At 63.6% G+C, this 22,838-nt stretch carries 22 protein-coding genes; 10 read left to right on the top strand and 12 right to left on the bottom strand.

The genetic code is table 11. The annotated features are described in order from the left end of the window. The first annotated feature begins 145 nt into the window (after positions 1–145). The 8 genes from urtA (at position 146) to M2375_RS20185 (ending at position 8,039) form a co-directional block, all read left to right on the top strand. Positions 146–1,393, top strand: coding sequence for an urea ABC transporter substrate-binding protein (gene urtA, locus M2375_RS20220; RefSeq protein ID WP_259169949.1), 1,248 nt, complete (start codon positions 146–148; stop codon positions 1,391–1,393). Positions 1,394–1,474: 81 nt separating this feature from the next. Beyond that, positions 1,475–2,389 carry an urea ABC transporter permease subunit UrtB gene (gene urtB / locus M2375_RS20215; RefSeq protein WP_259169948.1) on the top strand — a complete coding sequence of 305 codons (915 nt, stop codon included), beginning with the start codon at positions 1,475–1,477 and terminating at the stop codon, positions 2,387–2,389. A 23-nt stretch (positions 2,390–2,412) separates the two neighbouring features. Then, the gene (urtC, locus tag M2375_RS20210) at positions 2,413–3,606 is read left to right on the top strand and encodes an urea ABC transporter permease subunit UrtC (protein WP_259169926.1); all 1,194 of its coding nucleotides are present in this window, start codon (positions 2,413–2,415) and stop codon (positions 3,604–3,606) included. Positions 3,607–3,620: 14 nt separating this feature from the next. Continuing rightward, positions 3,621–4,364, top strand: coding sequence for an urea ABC transporter ATP-binding protein UrtD (gene urtD / locus M2375_RS20205; RefSeq protein ID WP_259169925.1), 744 nt, complete (start codon positions 3,621–3,623; stop codon positions 4,362–4,364). A 10-nt stretch (positions 4,365–4,374) separates the two neighbouring features. Next, positions 4,375–5,064 (top strand): urea ABC transporter ATP-binding subunit UrtE, encoded by a 690-nt coding sequence (gene urtE / locus M2375_RS20200; RefSeq protein ID WP_259169923.1) that lies wholly within the window; start codon positions 4,375–4,377, stop codon positions 5,062–5,064. 74 nt (positions 5,065–5,138) lie between these two features. Beyond that, entirely contained in the window at positions 5,139–6,362 is a 1,224-nt protein-coding gene (fmdA, locus tag M2375_RS20195; RefSeq protein WP_259169922.1) for a formamidase, read from the top strand. A gap of 97 nt (positions 6,363–6,459) precedes the next feature. Beyond that, positions 6,460–6,828, top strand: coding sequence for a zinc ribbon domain-containing protein (locus M2375_RS20190; RefSeq protein WP_259169920.1), 369 nt, complete (start codon positions 6,460–6,462; stop codon positions 6,826–6,828). Positions 6,829–6,920: 92 nt separating this feature from the next. After that, on the top strand, positions 6,921–8,039 hold the full coding sequence (locus tag M2375_RS20185) for a Fic family protein (protein WP_259169918.1): 1,119 nt from the start codon (positions 6,921–6,923) through the stop codon (positions 8,037–8,039). Positions 8,040–8,099: 60 nt separating this feature from the next. On the opposite strand, the gene M2375_RS20180 is transcribed toward M2375_RS20185, so the two are convergent. The 9 genes from M2375_RS20180 to M2375_RS20140 all read right to left on the bottom strand — a co-directional run bounded on the left by M2375_RS20180 (position 8,100) and on the right by M2375_RS20140 (position 17,945). Further along, positions 8,100–9,359, bottom strand: coding sequence for a phenylacetate--CoA ligase family protein (locus tag M2375_RS20180; RefSeq protein WP_259169917.1), 1,260 nt, complete (start codon positions 9,357–9,359; stop codon positions 8,100–8,102). Positions 9,360–9,469: 110 nt separating this feature from the next. Next, positions 9,470–10,309 carry an ABC transporter ATP-binding protein gene (locus tag M2375_RS20175; RefSeq protein WP_259169916.1) on the bottom strand — a complete coding sequence of 280 codons (840 nt, stop codon included), beginning with the start codon at positions 10,307–10,309 and terminating at the stop codon, positions 9,470–9,472. Positions 10,310–10,438: 129 nt separating this feature from the next. After that, complete coding sequence (locus M2375_RS20170; RefSeq protein ID WP_259169915.1) at positions 10,439–11,752, bottom strand: ABC transporter substrate-binding protein; 1,314 nt, start codon at positions 11,750–11,752, stop codon at positions 10,439–10,441. A gap of 78 nt (positions 11,753–11,830) precedes the next feature. Further along, positions 11,831–12,895: a branched-chain amino acid ABC transporter permease gene (locus M2375_RS20165; protein ID WP_259169914.1), complete on the bottom strand. Its 1,065-nt coding sequence runs from the start codon at positions 12,893–12,895 to the stop codon at positions 11,831–11,833. Positions 12,896–12,910: 15 nt separating this feature from the next. After that, the gene (locus M2375_RS20160; RefSeq protein WP_259169912.1) at positions 12,911–13,840 is read right to left on the bottom strand and encodes a branched-chain amino acid ABC transporter permease; all 930 of its coding nucleotides are present in this window, start codon (positions 13,838–13,840) and stop codon (positions 12,911–12,913) included. A gap of 22 nt (positions 13,841–13,862) precedes the next feature. Continuing rightward, complete coding sequence (locus M2375_RS20155) at positions 13,863–14,645, bottom strand: ABC transporter ATP-binding protein (protein ID WP_259169911.1); 783 nt, start codon at positions 14,643–14,645, stop codon at positions 13,863–13,865. 25 nt (positions 14,646–14,670) lie between these two features. Then, positions 14,671–16,617, bottom strand: a complete 1,947-nt coding sequence (locus tag M2375_RS20150) for a long-chain fatty acid--CoA ligase (RefSeq protein ID WP_259169910.1) — start codon at positions 16,615–16,617, stop codon at positions 14,671–14,673. Between the two features lie 469 nt (positions 16,618–17,086). Next, complete coding sequence (locus tag M2375_RS20145; protein WP_021028674.1) at positions 17,087–17,341, bottom strand: acyl-CoA-binding protein; 255 nt, start codon at positions 17,339–17,341, stop codon at positions 17,087–17,089. An 82-nt stretch (positions 17,342–17,423) separates the two neighbouring features. Continuing rightward, a complete protein-coding gene (locus M2375_RS20140) occupies positions 17,424–17,945 on the bottom strand; it encodes a DUF4822 domain-containing protein (RefSeq protein ID WP_259169907.1) in 522 nt (173 codons plus the stop codon). 153 nt (positions 17,946–18,098) lie between these two features. Here M2375_RS20140 and M2375_RS20135 point away from each other — a divergent pair, with 153 nt between their 5' ends. Beyond that, positions 18,099–18,839, top strand: a complete 741-nt coding sequence (locus M2375_RS20135; protein WP_021028675.1) for a Crp/Fnr family transcriptional regulator — start codon at positions 18,099–18,101, stop codon at positions 18,837–18,839. 17 nt (positions 18,840–18,856) lie between these two features. Here the strand turns inward: M2375_RS20135 and M2375_RS20130 are convergent, their stop codons facing one another. Beyond that, positions 18,857–19,087: a hypothetical protein gene (locus tag M2375_RS20130; protein WP_259169906.1), complete on the bottom strand. Its 231-nt coding sequence runs from the start codon at positions 19,085–19,087 to the stop codon at positions 18,857–18,859. 332 nt (positions 19,088–19,419) lie between these two features. Here M2375_RS20130 and M2375_RS20125 point away from each other — a divergent pair, with 332 nt between their 5' ends. Next, entirely contained in the window at positions 19,420–20,973 is a 1,554-nt protein-coding gene (locus M2375_RS20125) for a pseudouridine synthase (protein ID WP_259169905.1), read from the top strand. Positions 20,974–21,060: 87 nt separating this feature from the next. On the opposite strand, the gene M2375_RS20120 is transcribed toward M2375_RS20125, so the two are convergent. Then, positions 21,061–21,516 carry a hypothetical protein gene (locus M2375_RS20120; protein WP_259169904.1) on the bottom strand — a complete coding sequence of 152 codons (456 nt, stop codon included), beginning with the start codon at positions 21,514–21,516 and terminating at the stop codon, positions 21,061–21,063. Between the two features lie 9 nt (positions 21,517–21,525). After that, a complete protein-coding gene (locus tag M2375_RS20115; protein WP_259169901.1) occupies positions 21,526–22,830 on the bottom strand; it encodes an amidase in 1,305 nt (434 codons plus the stop codon). Between the last annotated feature and the right edge of the window lie 8 nt (positions 22,831–22,838).

Raw genomic sequence — 22,838 nt, 5'->3', positions numbered from 1 at the left:
CGGCCGGCAATCTAGCTTAGTCCGGCCTGCGTACGCAGGGCCTACGTCAAATGACGTATGGGTGTTTGGAGGCGGCACTTTTAGAGTGGGCTCAGGTTTCAACCCGTTACCAGTTCAGCCATCTGAACCACTTGAGGAGAAAAGCATGTCTCAGGATTTCCAACAGTCGCTCCGCCGCCGCCGTCTCTTGCAAGGCCTGGGTGCCATCAGCATGGCCGGTCTGCCCCTGCTGTCCCGCGCCCAGACGCCGCCCACCGCCCAGGTCAACACCACCAAGCTCGCGGTGACCGATACCGAGGTGGTGGTGGGCCAGCTGCACTCGTCGACCGGCACCATGGCGATCTCCGAGACCGGCTCCATCCAGGCCGAGCAATTGGCCATTGACCAGATCAACGCCATGGGCGGTGTGCTGGGCCGCAAGATCCGCGTGATCAAGGAAGACGGGGCTTCGGACTGGCCGACCTTTGCCGAAAAGGCCAAGAAGCTGCTCATCAGCGACCATGTGGCCACCGTGTTCGGCTGCTGGACCTCGGCATCGCGCAAGGCGGTGCTGCCGATCTTCGAGAAGGAAAACGGCCTGCTGTACTACCCCACCTTCTACGAAGGCCTGGAGCAAAGCAAGAACGTCATCTACACCGGCCAGGAAGCGACGCAGCAGATTCTGTACAGCCTCGACTGGGCCAAGAAGGAAAAGAACGCCTCCAAGGTGTTCCTGGTGGGCTCGGACTACATCTGGCCCCGTACCTCGATGAAGATTGCCCGCAAGCACATCGAAACCTTCCAGAAGGGCAAGGTCGTGGGCGAGGAGTACTACCCGCTCAGCAACACCAACTTCAACTCGCTGATCAACAAGATCAAGGTGGCCAAGCCCGATCTGATCTTCGCAGCGGTCGTGGGCGGCTCCAACGTGGCCTTCTACAAGCAGCTCAAGGCCGCCGGCATCACCGGCGACAAGCAGTTCCTGGTGACCCTGTCGGTGACCGAGGACGAAATGCTGGGCATTGGTGGCGAGAACTTTGCCGGCTTCTACTCCAGCATGAAGTACTTCCAGTCGCTGGACAACCCGAACAACAAGAAGTTTGTCGAGGCCTTCAAGGCCAAGTACGGCCCCAAGTCCGTCATCGGCGATGTGACCCAGGCCGGTTACCTGGGCCCCTGGCTGTGGAAGGCGGCTGTTGAGAAGGCTGGCAGCTTCGACGTGGCCAAGGTCACCGCAGCCTCGCCGGGCATCGAGCTGAACACGGCGCCCGAAGGCTACGTGAAGATTGACGCCAACCACCACCTCTGGAGCAAATCCCGCATTGCGCAGGGCCAGCCCGATGGGACCTTCAAGGTGGTGTCGGAGTCGCCGGAGCTGATCAAGCCGGATCCGTTTCCTAAGGGCTATCAGTAAATCAGGACCCCGAGAGCGGGCCCCGGGGCATTGCCCTGAGGCCCGCGATGCTGCCGACCACCCACCCGACAAGAGAGCGCCATGACCTTTTCTGAAATGATGAACATCGGGCTGATGCAGGGCTTTGCGGGCCTCAGCTTGTTTGCCGTATTGCTGCTGATGGGCCTGGGCCTGGCGATTATTTTTGGCCAGATGGGGGTCATCAACATGGCGCATGGCGAGTTCATGACCATTGGTGCCTACACCGTGTTCATGGCCTCGACCCTGGTGGAGGCCCATGCCCCGGCATGGATGCCTTACTACTTCCCCTTGTCGATCGTGGCGGCCTTTGTGTTGGCGTTTGTGCTGGGCTGGATGGCTGAGTGGGCGCTGATCCGGCACCTGTACAAGCGCCCGCTCGATACCCTGCTGGCCACCTGGGGCCTGAGCCTGGGGCTGCAACAGGTGTTCCGCACGGTGATCGGCCCCAAAGAGGTGAGCCCCACCTTGCCCGAGTGGCTGATGGGTTCCTGGTCGCCCAGCGAGGGGCTGGACATTCCGATCAACGGCATGTTTGTGCTGGCGCTGGCGCTGCTGGTGACCGCTGGCGTGCTGATTGCGCTCTACCGCAGCCGTTGGGGCCTGCGGGTGCGGGCAACGGTCAGCAACCGGGTGATGGCCAACGCCATCGGCATCAACACCAAAAAGACCGACCGCCTGACCTTTGCCATTGGCTGCGGGGTCGCGGGCATTGCCGGCGCGGCCTTCACCACCATTGGCTCCACGGGGCCCACCTCCGGCTCGCTCTACATCGTCGATTCGTTCCTGGTCGTCACCTTTGGCGGCGCGGCCAGCCTGCTGGGCACTGTGGCATCGGCCTTTGGCATTGCCCAGGTGCAGTCGATCACGGAGTTCTTCCTGAGCGGCTCGATGGCCAAGGTGCTGACCTTGTCCTTCATCGTGGTGGTCTTGATGTTCCGGCCCCAAGGCCTGTTTGCCAGCAAGGTGCGCCGCTAAAGCCGGTGCAAAGGATGACAACCATGAAAAACATGCGTGTGTGGCTGGAGAGAACCGGCCTGGGACATGTGGCGCTGCTGGCCGTCGTGCTGCTGCTGGTGTTCCCGCTGGCGCTGGATTCGTTCCGCCTGAACCTGGTGGGCAAGTACCTGTGCTACGCCTTTGTGGCCGTGGGCCTGGTGATGCTCTGGGGCTGGGCCGGCGTGCTGAGCCTGGGGCAGGGCGTTTTCTTTGGCCTGGGCGGTTATGCGATGGCCATGTTCCTCAAGCTCGAAGCCTCGGACAAGGCCAGCACCAGCATCCAGTCCACCCCCGGCATCCCCGACTTTATGGACTGGAACCAGCTCACCGCCCTGCCGCTGTGGTGGACGCCGTTTGAGCACCTGCCGTTTGCCTTGTTTGCCGTGGTGGCCGCGCCCGCGCTGCTGGCCTTCATCATCGGTTTTGCGATGTTCCGCCGCCGGGTGGGCGATGTCTACTTTGCCATCATCACCCAGGCTGTGGCGCTGATTCTGACGGTGCTGATCATTGGCCAGCAGGGCTACACCGGCGGCGTCAACGGCATGACCGACCTGCGCACGATGCTGGGCTGGGACATCCGCACCGACAGTGCCAAGTACATCCTCTACTACGTCTGCTGCGGCCTGCTGCTGCTGTCGGTGGCCGCCTGCCTGTGGATCCAGAAGAGCAAGCTGGGCACCCTGCTGCTGGCCATGCGCGACAAGGAAGACCGGGTGCGCTTCTCGGGCTATGACGTGTCGATGTTCAAGGTGTTTGTGTTCTGCCTGGCCGCTGCCATCTCGGGCATTGGCGGCGCGATGTTTGCGCTGCAGGTGGGCTTTATGTCGCCGTCCATCGTCGGCATTGTTCCCTCGATCGAGATGGTGATCTTTGCCGCCGTCGGCGGCCGCATGAGCCTAGTGGGGGCCGTGTACGGCGCGCTGCTGGTCAACTTTGGCAAGACCTATTTCTCCGAGACCTTCCCTGATCTGTGGATGTTCTGCATGGCCGGCCTGTTCATTGGCGTGACCATGTTCTTCCCCAATGGCCTGGCGGGCCTGTATGCCAGCAAGCTCAAGCCGCTGCTGGCCAAGCGCTCGGCCAAACCGGCCAGCATGCCCAGCAGCAGCGCGGGCAACGCCAGCACCAAGCCCATCACCACCAGCAGCAAAGCCCAGGAGCCGGTCGCCGGCAAGCCTGCTGCCGAAGCCGTCTGAACCAGGAGCGCGCAATGAGCAATACCGACTTTGCACTGGCTGTTGAGGGCTTGACGGTCTCCTTTGACGGTTTCAAGGCCATCGAGGACCTGACCCTGTATGTGGACAAGAACGAGCTGCGCGTGATCATCGGCCCCAATGGCGCCGGCAAGACCACCTTGCTCGACCTGATCTGCGGCAAGACCAAGGCCAGCAGCGGCAGCATCAAGTTCCAGAACGAAGAGCTGACGGGCATGGACGAGTACCTGCGCGTGCGCAAGGGCATAGGCCGCAAGTTCCAGACCCCGTCGATCTACGAGAACCTGTCCGTGTTCAAGAACCTGGAGGTCTCCTACCCGGAGGGGCGTTCGGTGTTTGGGGCACTGCGCTTTCAGTGCAGCCCGGCCGTGCAGCAACGCGTGCAGACGGTGGCCCAGGAGATTGGCCTGGACCATGTGCTGGAGATGGAATCGGGCCTGCTGTCGCACGGGCAAAAGCAGTGGCTGGAGATTGGCATGCTGCTGATGCAAGAGCCCGAGCTGCTGATGCTGGACGAGCCCATCGCCGGCATGAGCGCCCGCGAGCGCGAGCTGACGGCCGAGCTGCTCAAGCGCATCTGCGTGGGGCGCTCGGTGATCGTGATTGAGCACGACATGGCGTTTGTGGCCCGCATTGCGCACAAGGTCACCGTCATGCACCAGGGCAAGATTCTGGCCGAAGGCTCGATGGAGGCCGTGCAGTCCGATCCCAAAGTCATCGATGTCTACCTGGGCCACTGAGGAGCCGTACATGCTGAAAGTCAACGATATCCACGTGGCCTACGGACAAAGCGAGGCGCTGCACGGCATCTCCTTCGAAGGCCGGCCCAACGAAACCCTGGCCATCATGGGCCGCAACGGCATGGGCAAGACCACCTTGTTCAAGGCGCTGATGGGCGTGCTGCCGCTCAAGAGCGGTGCGGTGCAGGTCGCCGGCCAGGATGTGTCGCGCGACGAGAGCTATCTGCGCGTGGCCAAGGGCATTGCCTATGTGCCCCAGGGCCGCATGATCTTCCCGACCCTGAGTGTCGAGGAGAACATCGAAACCGGTCTGGAAAACGCCCGCGACCGCAAGATCCCCGATGAGATCTATGCGCTGTTCCCGGTGCTGTGGGACATGCGCCGGCGCAAGGGCGGCAACCTCTCAGGCGGGCAGCAGCAGCAGCTGGCCATTGCGCGTGCGCTGGTCACCAACCCCAAGGTGCTGCTGCTCGATGAGCCCACCGAGGGCATCCAGCCGTCCATCATCAAGGACATCGCCAAGGCGCTCAACGAGATCCGCAAGATGCGCGAGATCACCATCGTGGTCTCCGAGCAGGTGCTGCATTTTGCGATGGAGGTGGCCGACCGTTTGTTCGTGATCGAGGGCGGGCGCATCGTGCACGAGACCGACCGCGCCAACACCAACGAAGCCCATATCAAGTCCTATCTGTCGGTTTGAGGCCCCGGTGGCCGCAAGCACGGCCGCCGGCCCCGCGTTTTTTCGTTTCATTGACTGCAATACAGGAGCTGCACATGCCCGAAACCCTGATCAAGGTTGACCTGTCCCAACCGGCCCCCTCCAACGAGAAGGTGCACAACCGCTGGCACCCCGATATTCCGATGGCCTGCTGGGTGAACCCTGGCGATGACTTTGTGCTGGAGACCTACGACTGGACGGGGGGCTTCATCCAGAACAACGACAGCGCCGACGATGTGCGCGATGTGGACCTGACCACGGTGCATTACCTCTCGGGCCCGGTCGGCGTCAAAGGGGCAGAGCCTGGCGACTTGCTGGTCGTGGACCTGCTCGACATCGGCGCCAAGGACGAGAGCCAGTGGGGCTTTAACGGGTTTTTCTCGCAGAAAAACGGCGGCGGTTTTTTGACCGACCACTTCCCGTCGGCGCAGAAGTCGATCTGGGATTTCCAGGGCATGTTCACCACCTCGCGCCATATCCCCGGCGTGCGCTATGCGGGTTTGATCCACCCGGGCCTGATCGGCACCTTGCCCGACCCCAAGATGCTGGACATCTGGAACACCCGCGAGCAGGCGCTGATCGACACCAACCCGGACGGCAACCTGGCCAACCCGCCCTTTATGGCGACGGCGCACATGGGCCAGCTCAAGGGCGAGGCCCGCGACAAGGCAGCAGCCACCGGCGCGCGCACCGTACCCCCGCGCGAGCATGGTGGCAACTGCGACATCAAGGACCTCTCGCGCGGCTCCAAGATCTTCTTCCCGGTCTATGTCGATGGCGCGGGCCTGTCGGTGGGCGATCTGCACTTCAGCCAGGGCGATGGCGAAATCACCTTCTGCGGCGCCATCGAGATGGCCGGCTGGGTACACATGAAGGTCTCGATCATCAAGGGCGGCATGGCCAAGTACGGCATCAAGAACCCCATCTTCAAGCCCAGCCCCATCGTGCCGACCTACAACGACTATGTGATCTTTGAAGGCATCAGCGTTGACGAATCAGGCAAGCAGTACTACCTGGATGTGAACGTGGCCTACAAACAGGCCTGCCTCAACGCCATCGAGTACCTGAAGAAGTTTGGCTACTCCGGCGCACAGGCCTATTCCATCCTGGGCACCGCCCCGGTGCAGGGCCATATCAGCGGCGTGGTGGATGTCCCCAACGCCTGCGCCACCTTGTGGCTGCCCACGCAGATCTTTGAGTTCGACATCAACCCCAATGCCGCCGGCCCGGTCAAGTACCTGGATGGCAGCATCGATATGCCGATCTCGTACGACAAGTAAGTCCTAGCGATCCTCTGCAGATATCAAGGGTTCTGCAGAGGAGCCCTGAGCGGGCCGCAGTGCCTGCCCGCTTTCACCTTTTAGTGCCGGAGCCCCCATGCCCACCTATGACTACGCCTGCCAGCACTGCGGCGAGTTCGACGCGCTGCGCCGCCTGGCCGACCGCAACCTGGCCTGCGCCTGCCCCCGCTGCGGCGCTGATGCCGAGCGCATCATCACCCAGGCCCCGCGCCTGGCCTGCACATCGCCCCAGCAGCGCCGCGCCGCCGAGGTCAACGAACGCGCCCGCCATGCGCCGCGTATGTCCCGCGACAACGACCCTGCTGCGGGCAACTATGGGCGGCTGCGGCATCCGAGTGGTTGTGGCTGCTGCAGTGGGGGCGCCAAAACTGGCGCGGCAGCGGCTGGGGCGCAGCCGGCGCTCAAAAGCCAGGTGGGGAATCGGCCTTGGATGATTAGCCACTGAGGGGCTCGGGTCAGGGATGCATTTGTACAAACGCCGTGTCAGTTTTGGGAGCGCAATAGACATTTGCGGCGTTTAAGTCTATTATTCACCGCATGTTTAGCGGTGAATATATCTGGCAATCCCCGCACTGGCCTCAGTGGCAGTTCGATAGCCATGCCCTGGCTGCTCCCCTGGCGCAGGTCAGTCAGGCGCAAGGCATGCTGCTGGGCCGCTTGGCGGATGTCGGCATGGGCCTGCGGGACCAGGCGAGTCTGGCTGCGCTGACGCAGGATGTGCTCAAGACCTCCGAGATCGAAGGCGAGTCCCTCAATGTGGCCTCCGTGCGCTCGTCCATCGCCCGGCGGTTAGGGCTGGACATTGGGGCGCTGGCACCGGTAGACCGCCATGTGGAAGGTGTGGTCGAGATGGTGCTCGATGCGACGGCAAACCACCAGCAAGCGGTCACGGAGCAGCGTGTCTATGGCTGGCATGCTGCGTTGTTCCCGACCGGCTACTCGGGCATGAGCAAGATAGCGGTGGGCACGTGGCGGGATGACGCAGCGGGCCCCATGCAGGTGGTATCAGGCCCGATCGGCCGCCAGAAAGTGCATTACGAAGCGCCTCCGGCGCCCCAAGTGCCTGCAGAGATGGCCAAGCTGCTGGCCTGGATCAATGACCCGGCGCCCTCCACGCTCCCGGCATTGCTCAAATCAGGTTTGGGCCATCTGTGGTTTGTGACCGTACACCCTTTTGACGACGGCAATGGCCGTATGGCGCGGGCCATAGGTGACCTGCTGTTGGCGCGAGCGGATGGCAGTGCGCAGCGCTTTTACAGCCTGTCTGCCCAGATACAGCGGGAGCGCAAGGCCTATTACGAGGTTTTGGAGCGTACGCAAAAGGGCGGCTTGGATGTGACGCCATGGCTGCTGTGGTTTCTGCAAACCTTGCACCAGTCGGTCCTGCAAGCGAACGAGGGCTTGGAGGCCGTGCTGTACAAGGCACGATTCTGGCGCCACTGGGCCATGACACCGATGAATGAGCGCCATATCAAAGTGCTGAACCGCTTGCTCAATGGCTTTGAAGGAAAACTCACGACCGGGAAATGGGCGGCTATTGCCAAGTGCTCCAGCGATACAGCGCTGCGCGATATCAACGAGTTGCTGGCGCTCGGCGTATTGGGCAAAGAAGCGGCTGGAGGACGAAGCACAAGCTATGTGCTCAGCCCTGTGTAGCGCCTTGCGCGAGCCAGGAGATGCGACAGGCGCTGAACCCTGTCCAGCGCCTGTCACCTTCTAGTCGTAACTCCGCGCATCCTCAATCACCTTGCCATCATTGGGCAGCTCGCCCGGTCGCAGCAGCGCGATGTCGGCGCGCAGCTTGGTGACTTCGCGCACGGCGTCGGCGATCTGCTCGGCCAGGCCGGCGCCCAGCTCGGTGGTTTCCACCTGCAGGCTCATCTGGTCCTGGGCCATGGCGCCGCTGACGACCAGGCGTGCCTTTTGCACCTGCGGGAAGCGTTTGACGACTTCGGCGATCTGGCCGGGGTGCACAAACATGCCGCGCACCTTGGTGGTTTGGTCGGCGCGGCCCATCCAGCCTTTGATGCGGGTGTTGGTGCGGCCGCTGGGGCAGTGGCCGGGCAGCACGGCCGACAGGTCGCCGGTGCCAAAGCGGATCAGCGGGTAGTCGGTGTTGAGGGTGGTGACGACCAGCTCGCCGACCTCGCCTTCAGCCACCGGGTCGCCGGTGCCGGGGCGCACGATCTCGACAATCACGTTCTCATCGAGCACCAGGCCTTCGCGGGCCTCGGTTTCGTAGGCGATCAGGCCCAGGTCGGCGGTGGCATAGCACTGGTAGGCGGCAACGCCCCGGGCGCTGAACCAGTCGCGCAGCGAAGGCGGGCAGGCCTCGCCCGAGACGAGCGCCTTGGTCAGCGAGGCAATGCGCTGGCCCTGGGCCTCGGCCTTCTCCAGGATGATCTTCAAAAAGCTGGGCGTGCCGATGTAGCCGTGCGGGTGCAGGTCGGCCATGGCCTGCACTTGCTGCTCGGTCTGGCCGGTGCCGGCGGGGAACACGGTGGCGCCCAGCGCCTGGGCGCCCGATTCCATCATCGAGCCGGCGGGCACAAAGTGGTAGCTAAAGCTGTTGTGCACCAGCTCGCCCGCACGGAAGCCGGCCGCATAGATGGCGCGGGCCATGCGCCAGTAGTCGCTGCGCTGGCCTTCGGGCTCATAGATGGGGCCGGGGCTGGCAAACATGCGCGGCATGGCGCGGCCAAACGGCGCGGTGTTGAAGCCGCCAAAAATGGCGCGGCCCGGGTGCTGGGCGCGCTCGGCCTTTTGGCGCTCCAGCAGCTCATGCTTGCGGGTCACGGGCAGCTGCGCCAGCGCGGCGCGGCTGCTGATGCTGGCGGCATCCACCCCTTGCAGGATGCTGGCAAAGGCGGGGGCGTGTTGCTGGGCGTGCCGAATCTGGGCGGGCAGGCGGGCCATCAGATCGGCTTCGCGGGCCGCTGGGGCGCGGGTCTCCAGATCGTCGTAATGCTGGCTCATGCGGTTTCTCCGGGACGGGTGATCGGTATTTTTGGGGGCGGAATCTGCCGCAGACGCCGGGCTTGGTGGGCACCAGCCGGCGCGGTGATTGAATCGTCAGTGGATGGGGCTCAGGCTAGCCAGCGTTTTCTGCGCTTGTAGCTCTTGACGTCCTTGAAGCTCTTGCGCTCGCCGCCGCCCATGCCCAGGTAGAACTCCTTGACGTCCTCGTTGTTGGCGAGGTCCTTGGCGGCGCCGTCCATCATGATGCGGCCGCTCTCCATGATGTAGCCGTAGTCGGCGTACTTCAGCGCCATGTTGGTGTTCTGCTCGGCCAGCACGAAGGTGACCTTTTCCTTCTGGTTGAGGTCCTGCACGATGTTGAAGACTTCTTCAACGATCTGCGGGGCCAGGCCCATCGAGGGCTCATCGAGCAGCACCAGGCGCGGGTTGCTCATCAGCGCGCGGCCAATGGCGCACATCTGCTGCTCGCCGCCCGAGGTGTAGGCCGCCTGGCTGGTGCGGCGGGTCTTGAGGCGGGGGAAATAGTTGTAGACCTTGTCCAGGTTGGCAGCGATCTCGCCCTTGTCGGTGCGGGTGTAGCTGCCGGTCAGCAGGTTTTCTTCGATGGTCAAATGGGCGAAGCAGTGCCGGCCTTCCATGACCTGCACGACACCGCGCTTGACCAGGTCGGAGGGGCTCAGCGCCTCGATGCGCTCGCCTTCGAGCTCGATGCTGCCCTTGGTGACTTCGCCGCGCTCGCCCTTGAGCAGGTTGGAGATGGCGCGCAAGGTGGTCGTCTTGCCGGCGCCATTGCCGCCCAGGATGGCCACAATCGATTCACGCGGCACCGACAGCGAGACGCCTTTGAGCACCAGGATCACATGGTTGTAGATCACCTCGATGCCGTTGACGACCAAAAGCGGGGCCGCTGCGGGTGGGGTGGAAGCTGTTTGCGGGGAATCGGTCATGCCGTCACCTGGTCTCTCAACAAAATAGAGGGCGGGCCGCCCCGGGGAACAGGCGCTTTCGCAAAGCGAGGGCGCCAGGGGGCTGCCACGAAAGGTTCCGGGCCGCCGGGGCCCGGAACCGTGCAGGTCTTAGCTGCAGGAACGCACCTTGACGTTCTTTTCCTTGGCGTACTTCTCGGCGTATTCCTTGACCAGCGGGTCGATCAAGGTCTTGTCCGATTGGTACCAGTCGGAGCTCACGTTGAACTTGCTGCCGTCCCAGGTGGCGATACGGGCCCAGTCAGCGCCCAGGTGGTTCTCGCAGCTGGTCTTGAAGGGGCGGATCATCTTGCCAAAGCCCAGCTCGTTCAAGCGCTCCTGGGTCATGTTCATGTTCTCCAGGCCCCAGCGGACTTGTTCGGAGGTCATGACCTTGCCCTTGCCGTACTTCTCTTGGGCGGTGCGGATGGCTTCGACCTGCAGCATCGCGATCATCATGCCGCGGGTGTGCGCCAGCTGGCCCAGCTCTTTGACGTCGGATGCCGTGCCCTGGCCCTTGTCGTACAGCGTGGCCTTCACGTCGTCATGCACTTTGTCGCGCTCGGCGGTGTTGTGGATGGTGACGGTGTTGTAGCCCTTGGCGCCGGCACCGATGTCCTTGACGTCATGGTCCGAGCCACCCCACCAGATGGCGTACATCTTTTCGCGGGGGTAGCCGGTGGCCTGGGCTTCGCGCACAGCCGTCGGCGTCATCACGCCAGCGGACCACAGCAGCACGTAGTCGGGGCGGTTCTGGCGAATCTGCAACCAGGTGGATTTTTGCTCCACGCCAGGGGCGGTCACGGGCAGCAGCATCAGCTCAAAGCCATCCTTGGCGGCGCGCTTTTGCAGCAGGGCGATAGGCTCTTTGCCGTAGGGCGAGTCGTGGTAGACCAGGGCGATCTTCTTGCCCTTGAGGTTGCCCTTTTCCTTCTTCAGGATGTCCTGCACGATGGAATCAGCAGCCGTCCAGTAGTTGCCCAGCAGCGGGAAGTTCCACTCGAACACCTTGCCGTCGGCCGATTGCGACAGACCATAGCCGGGGGTGATGACGGGCATCTTGTCGCCAGCGGCCTTGTCGGTCACGGCAAAGGTGATGCCGGTCGATTGCGTGTCAAAACCGGAAGCACCGCCGTCGCGGCCCTTGAGGCGCTCATAGCATTCCACGCCCTTGGCGGTGTCGTACGCGGTTTCGCACTCTTCGAACTTGATCTTCACGCCGTTGATGCCGCCCTTGGCATTGACGAGCTTGAGGTAGTCCTGCTTGCCGTCACCCCATGGGATGCCCAGCGGTGCAAACTGGCCCGTGCGGTAGACCAGCAGCGGAACAAACTGCTCCTGGGCTTGTGCGACTGGGGCAGCCATCATGGCCCCCAGACCCAGGGCTGCCGTAGCAGCGGCGATCACAGCTTTCTTGAAAGACATGGTTTTATCTCCTTAGGTTGTTGGGGCTGATGACCCCCACTTTGCGAACACTCTGCGTTGCTCTCTTCGAAAAAACACTCAATGCGGGAACGGCCACAGACGCAGCTTCTGGCGGGCCGTGGCCCAGAGCTTGGCCAATCCATGGGGCTCGACAATCAGGAAAAACACGATCAGCGCGCCAAACACCATGTGCTCCAGGTAGGTGGCAGTCGCCGTCGAGATCGGCAGGCCCAGCCAGTGCGGCACCTGGGTCAAAAAGATGGGCAGCAGCACAAAGAAGGCGGCGCCAAAGATGCTGCCGACGATGGAGCCCAGGCCGCCAATGATGATCATGAACAGCAGCTGGAAGGACCGGTCCAGGCTGAAGGCTGCGGGCTCCCAGGCGCCCAGGTGGACAAAGCCCCAGAGCGCGCCGGCAATGCCGACGATAAAGCTGCTGACTGCAAAGGCCGAGAGCTTGGCGTACATGGGGCGGATGCCGATCACGCTGGCAGCCACATCCATGTCGCGCATGGCCATCCATTCGCGGCCCACGGCGCTGCGCACCAGGTTCTTGGCCATGAGGCCCAGCACGCAGAGGATGGCCAGGCAGAACAGGTACTTCTGCACGGGCGTCTCGATGGACATGCCAAACACCGACAGCTTGCCCGCGCTTACCGAGCCCGACGAGGAGTAGTTGCTGACCCAGGCCGCCCGGCTGGTGAGCCAGTCCATGAAGAACTGGGCCGCCAAGGTGGCCACCGCCAGGTACAGGCCGCGAATGCGCAGGCTGGGCAGGCCAAACAGCACACCCACTAGCATGGACACCAAGCCGCCACCGATCAGCGACAGGATCAGCGGCATGCCTTCAAAGCGCACATGGAAGTTGTAGGCCGCGTAGGCGCCTGCAGCCATAAAGGCGCCGGTGCCCAGCGAGATCTGGCCGCAATAACCGACCAGAATGTTGAGCCCGATGGCGCCCAGCGACATGATCAGAAAGGGGATCAGCACCGCCTTGAAGGTGTAGTCGCTGAACATGAAGGGCACCAGCACAAAGGCCACCAGCAAGAGGCCGAGCATGGCCCACTTGTCCTGCAGCACCGGGAAGATCTGCTGGTCGGCCGCGTAGCTGGTCTTGAACTGGCCATTTTCACGATAAAACATAGGTCAGTTCTCCAATTACACGCGGTCAATAATTTTGTCTCCAAAGAGACCTTGGGGACGGAACAGCAGGAAGCACAGCGCCAGGCCGTAGGCGAACCAGGTCTCGATGCCGCCGCCCACATAAGGGCCCAGGTAGACCTCGGAGAGCTTCTCGCCCACGCCGATGATCAGACCGCCGACGATGGCGCCGGGCACGGAGGTGAGGCCACCCAGAATCACCACCGGCAAAGCCTTGAGGGCCACCAGCGACAGCGAATACTGCACGCCCAGCTTGGAGCCCCAGATGATGCCCACGACCAGGGCCACGCTGCCAGCGACGGACCAGACGATGACCCAGATGCGGGACAGCGGAATACCGATGGACTGGGCCGCCTGGTGGTCGTCGGCCACTGCGCGCAGCGCCCGGCCAGTCTTGGTCTTTTGGAAGAAGACGCTCAGCACCAGCACCAGCACGGCGGCAATGCCGGCGGCATACAGGTCTTCCTGGCTGATCAGCACACCGCCCTGGAACATGTTTTCCAGAACGAACATGGGGTCCTTGGGCATGCCCACATTGATGCTGTAGACCGACGAGCCAAAGATCATCGGGCCCAGGCCATCGAGGAAGTAGGCGATGCCCAAGGTGGCCATCAGCAGCGCGATGGGCTCCTGGTTGACGAGGTAGCGCAGCGCAAAACGCTCAATCGCCCAGGCCACGCCGACCATGATGACCATGGCGACGATCAGCGCCAGCGCAATGCTGAGCACACCGGGCTCCATGCCCAGCCATTTCGGAATCCATTCCGAAAAGCGCGCCATGGCCAACGCGGCAAACAACACCATGGCCCCCATGGCGAAGTTGAAGACGCCCGAGGCCTTGAAGATCAGCACAAAGCCCAGCGCAATCAGCGCGTAGAGCATGCCGACCATCAGGCCACCAAACAAAGTTTCAAGAAAAAATGCCATTGCGGTCCCCTGGGGTCTGTGCTCAGTGGCCTGCGCCCAAATAGGCGCGGATCACATCTTCGTTATTGCGGACTTCTTCGGGCGTGCCGTCGCCGATCTTCTTGCCGTAATCCAGCACCACCACCCGGTCGGAGATATCCATCACCACGCCCATGTCGTGCTCGATCAGCACGATGGTGGTGCCGAACTCGTCGTTCACATCGAGGATGAAGCGGCACATGTCCTGCTTTTCCTCAACGTTCATGCCGGCCATCGGCTCATCGAGCAGCAGCACCTTGGGCTCCATGGCCAGTGCGCGGCCCAGGTCCACCCGCTTTTGCAGGCCGTAAGGCAGCTGGCCCACGGGCGTTTTGCGAAAGGCCTGGATCTCCAGAAAGTCGATGATGCGTTCGACAAACTCGCGCTGCTGGATCTCTTCGCGCTGGGCCGGGCCCAGGCGCAGCGCCTGCAGCAGCAGGTTGCTTTTGATCTGCAGGTTGCGGCCGGTCATGATGTTGTCGATCACGCTCATGCCCTTGAACAGCGCCAGGTTCTGGAAGGTGCGGGCCACGCCCATCTCGGCGACCTGGCGGCTGTTCATGTGCGCAAAGGTTTGGCCGCGAAAGCTGATCGCGCCCTCCGAAGGGGTGTAGACGCCGTTGATGCAGTTGAGCATGGAGCTCTTGCCGGCGCCGTTGGGGCCGATGATGGCGCGGATCTCGTGCTCTTTGACGTTGAAGGAGATATCCGTCAGCGCCTTGACGCCGCCAAAGCGCAGGCTGATGTTCTTGATGTCAAGAATGACGTCACCGATTTTTTTGCTCATGGGTGGCTTTCTCTTGGCTGGGCGCTCAGGCAACCGACTTCAGTGCGGCGAAGGTCTTGCTGTCGGAGATCTTCAAGGTGGCGTTGACGCTGCCGCTGCGGCCGTCCTCGAACTTCACCTGGGTTTCGATGAACTGCTCGCTGAGGCCGGCATAGAGCGCCTCGACCAGCACGCCGTACTTGTCGGCGATAAAGCCGCGGCGGACCTTGTTGGTGCGGGTCAACTCGCCGTCATCGGCATCCAGCTCTTTGTGCAGGATCAAAAAGCGCGTCACCTGGCTGCCGGCCAGCATCGCGTCGGTGGCCAGATCGGCATTGACTTTCTCGACGCAGTTCTGGATCAAGGTGTAGACCTGCGGCTTTTGTGCCAGGTCGGTGTAGCCGGCGTAGGGCAGGTTTTGGCGCTCGGCCCAGTTGCCCACGGCCTCGAAGTCGATATTGATCATCACGCAGACCTTCTCGCGCCCATCACCCAGCGCCACGGCCTCTTTGATGAAGGGGAAGAACTTGAGCTTGTTCTCCACATACTTGGGGGCGAACATCGCGCCGTCGTTGGGGCCGCCTTTGAGGCGGCCGACATCCTTGACCCGGTCGATGATCTTGAGCTGGCCGCTCTTGTCCAGGAAGCCGGCATCGCTGGTGTGGTACCAGCCGTCTTCGCTCAGCACCTCGGCCGTCGCCTTGGGGTTCTTGTAGTACTCCTTCAAGAGGCCCGGCGACTTGACCAGGATCTCGCCGTTGTCGGCCATCTTGATCTCGACGCCACGGATCGGGTTGCCCACGGTATCGGCAAACACCTGGTTGTCCGGCTGGATGCAGACGAACACAGCGGTTTCGGTCGAGCCGTAGAGCTGCTTGAGGTTGATGCCGATGGAGCGGAAAAAACTGAACAGATCCGGGCCAATCGCCTCACCCGCCGTATAGGCCACGCGCACCCGGCTGAAACCCATGTTGTTGCGCAGCGGGCCAAACACCATCAGGTCGCCCAGCTTGTAGCTGATCTTGTCCAGCAGGCTCACCGGCTGGCCGTCGCGCAGCGCCGGGCCCACGCGCTTGGCCACGCTCATGAAGTGCTGGAACATCTTGCGCTTGATCAGGCCCGCGTCTTCCATGCGGATCATCACGCTGGTCAGAATGCCTTCGAACACGCGCGGTGGCGCAAAGTAGTAAGTGGGGCCGACTTCCTTGAGGTCGATCTGCACGGTGGCGCTGGATTCGGGGCAGTTGACCACATAGCCGCAGGCCAGCCATTGCGAGTAGCTGAAGATGTTCTGGCCAATCCAGGCCGGCGGCAGGTAGGCCAGCACTTCCTCGGCATGGCTGAGGTTTTCAAACTCTGCGCCTGCCGATGCGCTCTCCAGCAGCGAGCGGTGGGTGTGCACCACGCCCTTGGGGTTGCCGGTGGTGCCGGAGGTGAAGAACATCGCCGCCACATCGCCGTTGTGGGTGGCCTCCACCTGCTGGTTGAACCAGCCGGGGTTGGCGGCTACCAGGGTCTCGCCGCTGGCGATCAGGCTGTCGAGCGAGGCCAGGCCCGGCTCTTCATAGTTGCGCAGACCCCTTGGGTCGTCATAATAGATATGGCTGATCTGTGGGCAGTGCTCGCGCAGCTCCAGCAGCTTGTCGACCTGCTCCTGGTCTTCGACCAGGCAGAAGCGCACCTCGGCATTGTTCAGCGGGAAGACGCATTCGGCCGCCACGGCATCTTGGTAGAGCGGCACGGGAATGGCACCAATCGACTGGGCGGCCAGCATGCTGGCGTAAAGGCGGGGGCGGTTGGCACCCATCAGCACCAGGTGTTCGCCGCGCACCAGACCGGCTTGCGACAGGCCAGCGGCTATCTTGGCCACCAGGCTGGCCAGCTGCGACCAGCTGTAGCTTTGCCAAATGCCGTATTCCTTCTCACGCAGCGCAGCGGCCTCGGGCCGATGGGCCGCATGCTGCAGCAATAGCTTGGGAAATGTCGATGACATGGTTGTCTCCTATGCCGTTTTTTGTAGATCACAAGTGCCATGCCTTGCGTCCTGTTGAAACCGAATGTAGGTTCAGCTTTGACGTTGTTTTGTCTTTATGACGACAATCTGCGGGAAAACGTTGTAGGTACTTTCCTGCGGCTGGCCGCTATCCCTGGCTGGGTGCTGCGCTGCAAGGGCCATCCGATAGAGATTTGCCATCTTTATGGCGGGCGTAGGCGCAAGCAGCGGCCTACTGCGTTGCGGGCAGGGAGCCACGGCAGAAACGTAGCGAGGGAGAAAAGCGCAGCTGCTGCGAGCCGCAGAGCGCAAGCTGTGCTTGCACAGGGGCCGCTAGGCGCACGATGCCGAATACGCCATGCCCGACAGAGGCAGGGATGCGGCGGGCGGTTGTCGCCAGATTTTTTGACGGCAACCGAGACAGCAGGGCTGGCGAGCGCGGGCCAGCACCTGCGGTGGGGGGGGATGCTTAGAGCAGCTCTTGGATCATGTCGATGTACTGCTGCTTGGCGTCATCTTGCGCCATGCCCTTGCACTGGTTCCAGGCGTTCCACTTGGCGGACGCCACAAAGTCGGTAAAACCGGGCTTGGGCTCATTGTTGTCGCCGTGCGCGCCTTGCTTGTACAGGCCATAGAGCTTGAGCAGGGTCTGGTTGTCGGGGCGCTCGCTCATGTTCAGGGCGGCTTCTTTGGCGGCTTCAAAGGCGGTGTTCAGATCGGACATGGGGACCTCGTTGTCAGGAAGTAGGGCAAGAAGTTTGCCAGTTTAGCCTGCGATGGGCAGTGCGCAGGCTTGCAAGGCAGCGCTACTTGGGGCCGATACCCGGGCTGGGCTGGACCTGGAAGGCGCCGGTATAAGGCGTGTGCACGACATGCACGGTGACCAGCGGCTGGCCCTCGCGCATGTCCTTGGGCACCTGGCGCGAGTAGGTGAACTCAGCGGGGTGGATCACCTCCATCTTGCGGCGCAGCTGGGTGCCGTTGTCGGACACGGTGTGCTGGTACTGGCGGTCGCCAGTAAAGAAGAACCAGCCGGCGCCGCCTTGCGCGCCGCGTGAGCGCCCGGTGGCAGGGTCAAAGTACTCGTAGCGGTTGCTGCAGGCATCCCACAGCGAGATGCCGACGACACCGGGGTAGCGCTCTACCAGGTTCTGGCTGCGGTCATCGCCTTCGTAGACGGCGGTGGTGAGCCAGGCTTTGTCGGCCAGCACTTTGGCATCGGGTGATGCGCCGGTGCAAGCCGGGGCTGCCAGGGCATAGCCGGGGGCCAGCAGTGCGGCGGCCAAGGCCAGAGCGGCAGGGCGAAGGGCGGTGGTCGAAGGGGACATGGCAGCTTTCTAAAGGGGGTGAGCGGCGAATGGGCCAGTTTAGCGGGCGCCCTGTTGGGTAGATGCGACTTGCTGCGCAGGTGACAAGTGCAGGGCCCACCCTGGTAGCGCCCCTCTTTGCAGTCCGTGCCGCCTGGTGCATTCTTGGCCGCCATGAGCCCGCATGCCTCTCTCTACCAACGCCGCCGAGCCCCGCATGCTGCGGAAGTGGCCGATATTCCCTGGATCCCCGTTCTGCAGCCCGCCGAGCGCGACTACGCCGTGCGCCAGCTGATGGTGACCGAGGCCGAGCCGGGCGAGTATGTGTGCCGGGTGGGCAAGCCGGTGACCTACTGGTTTGGCGTGATCGAGGGTCTGCTCAAGATGAGCGCCGAAGACAGCGAGGGCCGCACGATGACCTTTGCCGGTCTGCCCCGCACCGGCTGGTTTGGCGAGGGCACGGCGCTCAAGCGCGAGATTTACCGCTACGACATCCAGGCGCTGCGCAAAAGCTCGGTCTGCGGCATTCCGGTCGATGCCTTCCATTGGCTGCTCGACCATTCGCTGGGCTTTAACCGCTTTGTGATGCACCAGCTCAATGAGCGGCTGGCGCAGTTCATCAGCGCCCGCGAGATTGACCGCTTGAACCGCCCCGAAGAACGGGTCGCGCGCACCCTGGCTGCCTTGTTCAACCCCGTGCTCTGCCCAGGGGTCAGCGATGTGCTGCGCATCACCCAGCAGGAGCTGGCTTACCTGGTCGGCCTCTCACGCCAGCGGGTGAACGAAGCCCTGGCCGCTTTGCAGCACCAGGGCTTTATCCGTATCGAATATGGCGGCCTGCGGGTGCTCGATCTGCAGGCCCTGCGCGGGCAAGGGTGGCTGGTGAAGCCGCAGCGCGCGGATTTTGATTTGTAGGCCCGGCGCTGGCGGGTTCAGGGCTTGTTCGACGGCGTTGCCGGTGCCTCTGGCGTCACGCCGCTGGGCGGCGGTGCGGGCATGGCGCCACCGGGGGTGGTGCCATCCGGCGTCGCACGTGGCATCGGTGGGGTGGAGGCACCACGGTCACAACCACTCAGGGCTGCAACGCCAAGCACCAAGGCTGCAGCAGGCAACCAGCGCAGCGCATAGCGGGAGGTGAGGGGGGTGGTCGTGGTGAATGCCATGGATATCTCCTTGAAATGAATAAATCCATGCTACGCCTCAATAACTGCCGGTTTCTGAGCCTGTTTGCAGTGCTCACATCTGTACGCATTCCGATGCAAATCGCCAAGGGCCGCATGGGCAGAGGCGGGCAGGCCCGGGCAGCCAGGGACATCGACTGCTGAAGCAGGCCCTACAGCCGCAGAGCATCTATCAACGTAAGAAACGGGCCAAATTGTAAACACTGCTGAAAAAAGCAGCAGCTGGTCCTTGGCAGCTTGTACACAGGCTTATCCACAGTCGCCATAGCCGTGCGCCCCGCTTGGAATGGCAATACACGCGACAATAGCGGGCTATGTCAAATCCCCGCTCTCCTGCTGATTCGCCTGCCGCCGACGATGGCGATGGCCGCAAAAAACTCACCCTGACCCGCAAACCCGCGCCCGCACCTGTGGCGCGAGGCCGTGACAGAGGCCCTGGTGGTGACCGCCCGCGTTCAGCCGGTGGGCCCCGCCCAGCAGGGCCACGCGCCGGGGGAGACAGCCGTTTCAGCCCTGAGGGCCGTGGCGGCAATTACAGCCGTGATGGCGGCGACCGGCGTGATGACCGGGGCAGCCGTGACAGCTGGGCAGGCCGCGATAACCGCGATGGTGGGTTTGGCCGTGGCGACGCCCGTCCCGGTGGCTACGGCCAGGACCGGCGTGATGACCGCCGTGATGCCGGACGTCCCTATGAAAATCGCCCTTACGAGGGCCGCCCTAGCGAGGGCCGCCCTAGCGAGGGCCGCCCTTATGCCGGTCGCCCTGACGCGGGCCGCCCCTATGCCGGTCGCGGTGACTTTGTCTCGGTAGGCCCTGGATCGCGCGACCCGCGCCAGGATGACCGTCGACCCACAGGCCCACGCCAGGATGACCGCCGCAATGACGGCCCGCGTGGCTTTGGTCCACGCTCGGAGGGACCCCGCGAGGGCGGCCCCCGCGAGGGCGGACCCCGTTCCTTTGGCGCAGGCCCCCGCCAGGATGGCTTCCGCTCGGACCGCCCACGCGATGAAGCCCCGCGCCGCGAGATGCCATCCAACGTCTGGCGCGCTGATGCGCCCCACCGCACCATGCAGACCGCCAAGGCCCAGGCCCAGAATGAGCAGCTCAAGGCCGAAGGCCAGGTGCGGGTGAACAAGCGCATGTCCGATCTGGGGCTGTGCTCGCGCCGCGAGGGTGATGCCTGGATCGAAAACGGCTGGGTGCTGGTCAATGGCGAAGTCGCCACCATGGGCCAGATGGTGGAGCTGACCGACAAGATCGAGATCCAGCGCGAGGCGCAGGATCTGCAGGCCCAGCAGGTCACGATTCTGATCAACAAGCCCATGGGCTATGTCAGCGGCCAGGCCGAAGACGGCCATGAGCCCGCGATGGTGCTGCTCAACCCGCCCAACCACTGGCGCGAGGACCACAGCAAGACCCGCTTCAATTTCAGCCAGCTCAAGGGCCTGGCCCCTTGCGGCCGGCTCGATATCGACTCAATCGGCCTGCTGGTGCTCACCCAGGACGGCCGCATTGCCAAGCACCTGATTGGCGAGAACTCCGAGGTCGAGAAGGAATACCTGGTGCGCGTGACCTATGACGCGATCGACAAGGATGTGCAGCAGCACTTCCCAGAAGACAGGCTCGCGCTGCTGCGCCATGGCCTGTCGCTGGATGGCGAAGCCCTGCTGCCCGCCGAGGTGGACTGGCAGAACCCCGAGCAGCTGCGCTTTGTGCTGCGCGAAGGCAAGAAGCGCCAGATCCGCCGCATGTGCGAAGCCGTGGGCCTGTTTGTCGTGGGCCTGAAGCGCATCCGCATCGGCAAGGTGGTGCTGGGCAATCTGCCGGTGGGCCAGTGGCGTTACCTGGGCGAGAACGAAGAGTTCTAAGCGCTGATCCGCTGCCGCAAGCCTTGGGTTTGCGGCGCCGCATGAACCCCTCTTTGTGCCTTTGAATCGGGCACTGGAGGGGTTTTCTTATTGGGCGATTGGCGGTTTGTCGGGGCGCGCCGCTGCAATACCCCGGGCGATCCGGGCATTGCGCACCGCTGCCACCGTCAGCCCCAGCTGCGCGGCCACATCGGCGTCTGATGCGGTGCCCAGCAGCAGCACCTCGTTGGGCTGCCAACTGTGCTGGGTGTGCTTGCCCCGGCGGCTGTCCTGCGGCGCGATCCCCAGCACTCCGCGCTTGGCCACCACGCTGGCCTTGCTGATGCCCCAGCGGGTGGCCAGACTGGCATCGCTCTCCTGGCCCAGCGCGGCCAGCATGTCCGGCGTCCAGTCCACATGGCCAAAGGCGGCGATACCCAGGCTATTGCGCTTGAGGTTGACGGTCTTGGCGCTGGTGCCCCAGCGCTCGGCCAGTACCGCGTCCTTGTCGCTGCCCAAGGCGGCCAGCATCTCCTCGGTCCATACCAGGCTTGCGCGTCCCATGCTACGGCCTCAGTGGGCTGCCAGTGCCTGCTCGGCAGCGGCGGCCATGGCCAGCAAGGCGCTGTCTTGCATGCGCGCGCCGACCAGCATCAGCCCCACGGGCAGGCTGCCGGCACTGCGCGGCAGCGGTAGCGAGAGGGCGGGCAGGTCGTAAAAGTTGAAGATCGAGGTGTTGCGCAAAATCAGCGCATTGGCCGCGAAGAAGGCGCTGTCGTCTTGCAGCAGCGGCGCAATGCGCGGCGCGGTGATGGCGATGGTGGGCAGCAGCAGCAGGTCCACCTCCTGCATGGCGGCATCCATCTGCGCCATGCGTTGCTGGCGCTGCTGCAGCAGCTGGATGTAGTAGGGCGCGGTCAAGGTGCGGCCCTTGTCCATGCGCGAGAGCACGCGCGGATCAAAGGCCTCGCGCTCGTGTACCAGCGCTTGCTGGTGGATGGCGGCGGCTTCGGCCGCAATCAAAGTGCCTTCGCTTTGCAACTGGGCGGGGGCGGCCATCAAATCTTGCCAGGGCAGCTTGCGGATGGCTGCGCCCTGGGCCTGCAGCACGGCGATGGCGCTGTCGGTCTGGGCCAGCACCTCGTCGCTGCAATCGGTCCAGGGCAGGCCCTGGGGCAGGCCAATGCGCAGGCCTTGCAGGCTGCGCAGGGGCAGAGGCTGGGGGATGGCACCGGCCATGGTGGCGTCCGCTGCGGCGCAGTCGGCCACCGTCAGCGCCAGCGGGCCCAGCGCATCGAGCGTGAAAGACAGCGGAAAGGCGCCTTGCCGCGAAACCCGCGCCTGGGTGGGCTTGAAGCCCGTGACGCCGTTGAAGGCGGCCGGAATGCGCACCGAGCCGCCGGTGTCCGAGCCAATCGCAATATCCACCAGCCCCCGGCCGACGCTGACCCCCGCACCCGACGAGGAGCCGCCGGGGATGTGCAGCACGTTGGCGGCATTGCCGGGGGTGCCAAAGTGGGGGTTGATGCCCACGCCCGAGAACGCGAACTCCGTCATATTGGTTTTGCCGACAATCACCGCGCCAGCGGCGCGCAGGCGCTGCGCCACAGGGGCATCCTGCGTGGCTGGCGCGCTGTTGCGGCGCATGGCCGCGCCAGCGGTGGTCACCTGGCCAGCCACATCGAGCAGGTCCTTGACGGAGACCAGCTTGCCATCGAGCGGCCCTAGCGACAGGCCGCGTGCTGCGCGCTGGTCTGCCGCCTGCGCGGCTTCCTGGGCGGCCTCGGGGTAGAGCTGGGTAAAGATGCGCTGCGCCTCGTCACCCAGCGAGGTCAGGGTCTGCAGGCTGTGGGCAAGGCGTTCGGCGCTGGTGGGCATGGCGGGAT

The organism is Comamonas sp. BIGb0152 (assembly GCF_024809975.1).
Lineage (GTDB): Bacteria > Pseudomonadota > Gammaproteobacteria > Burkholderiales > Burkholderiaceae_C > Comamonas.
The sequence above is the reverse complement of the archived record's forward strand: the minus strand, read 5'-3'. Positions and strand labels throughout refer to the sequence as shown.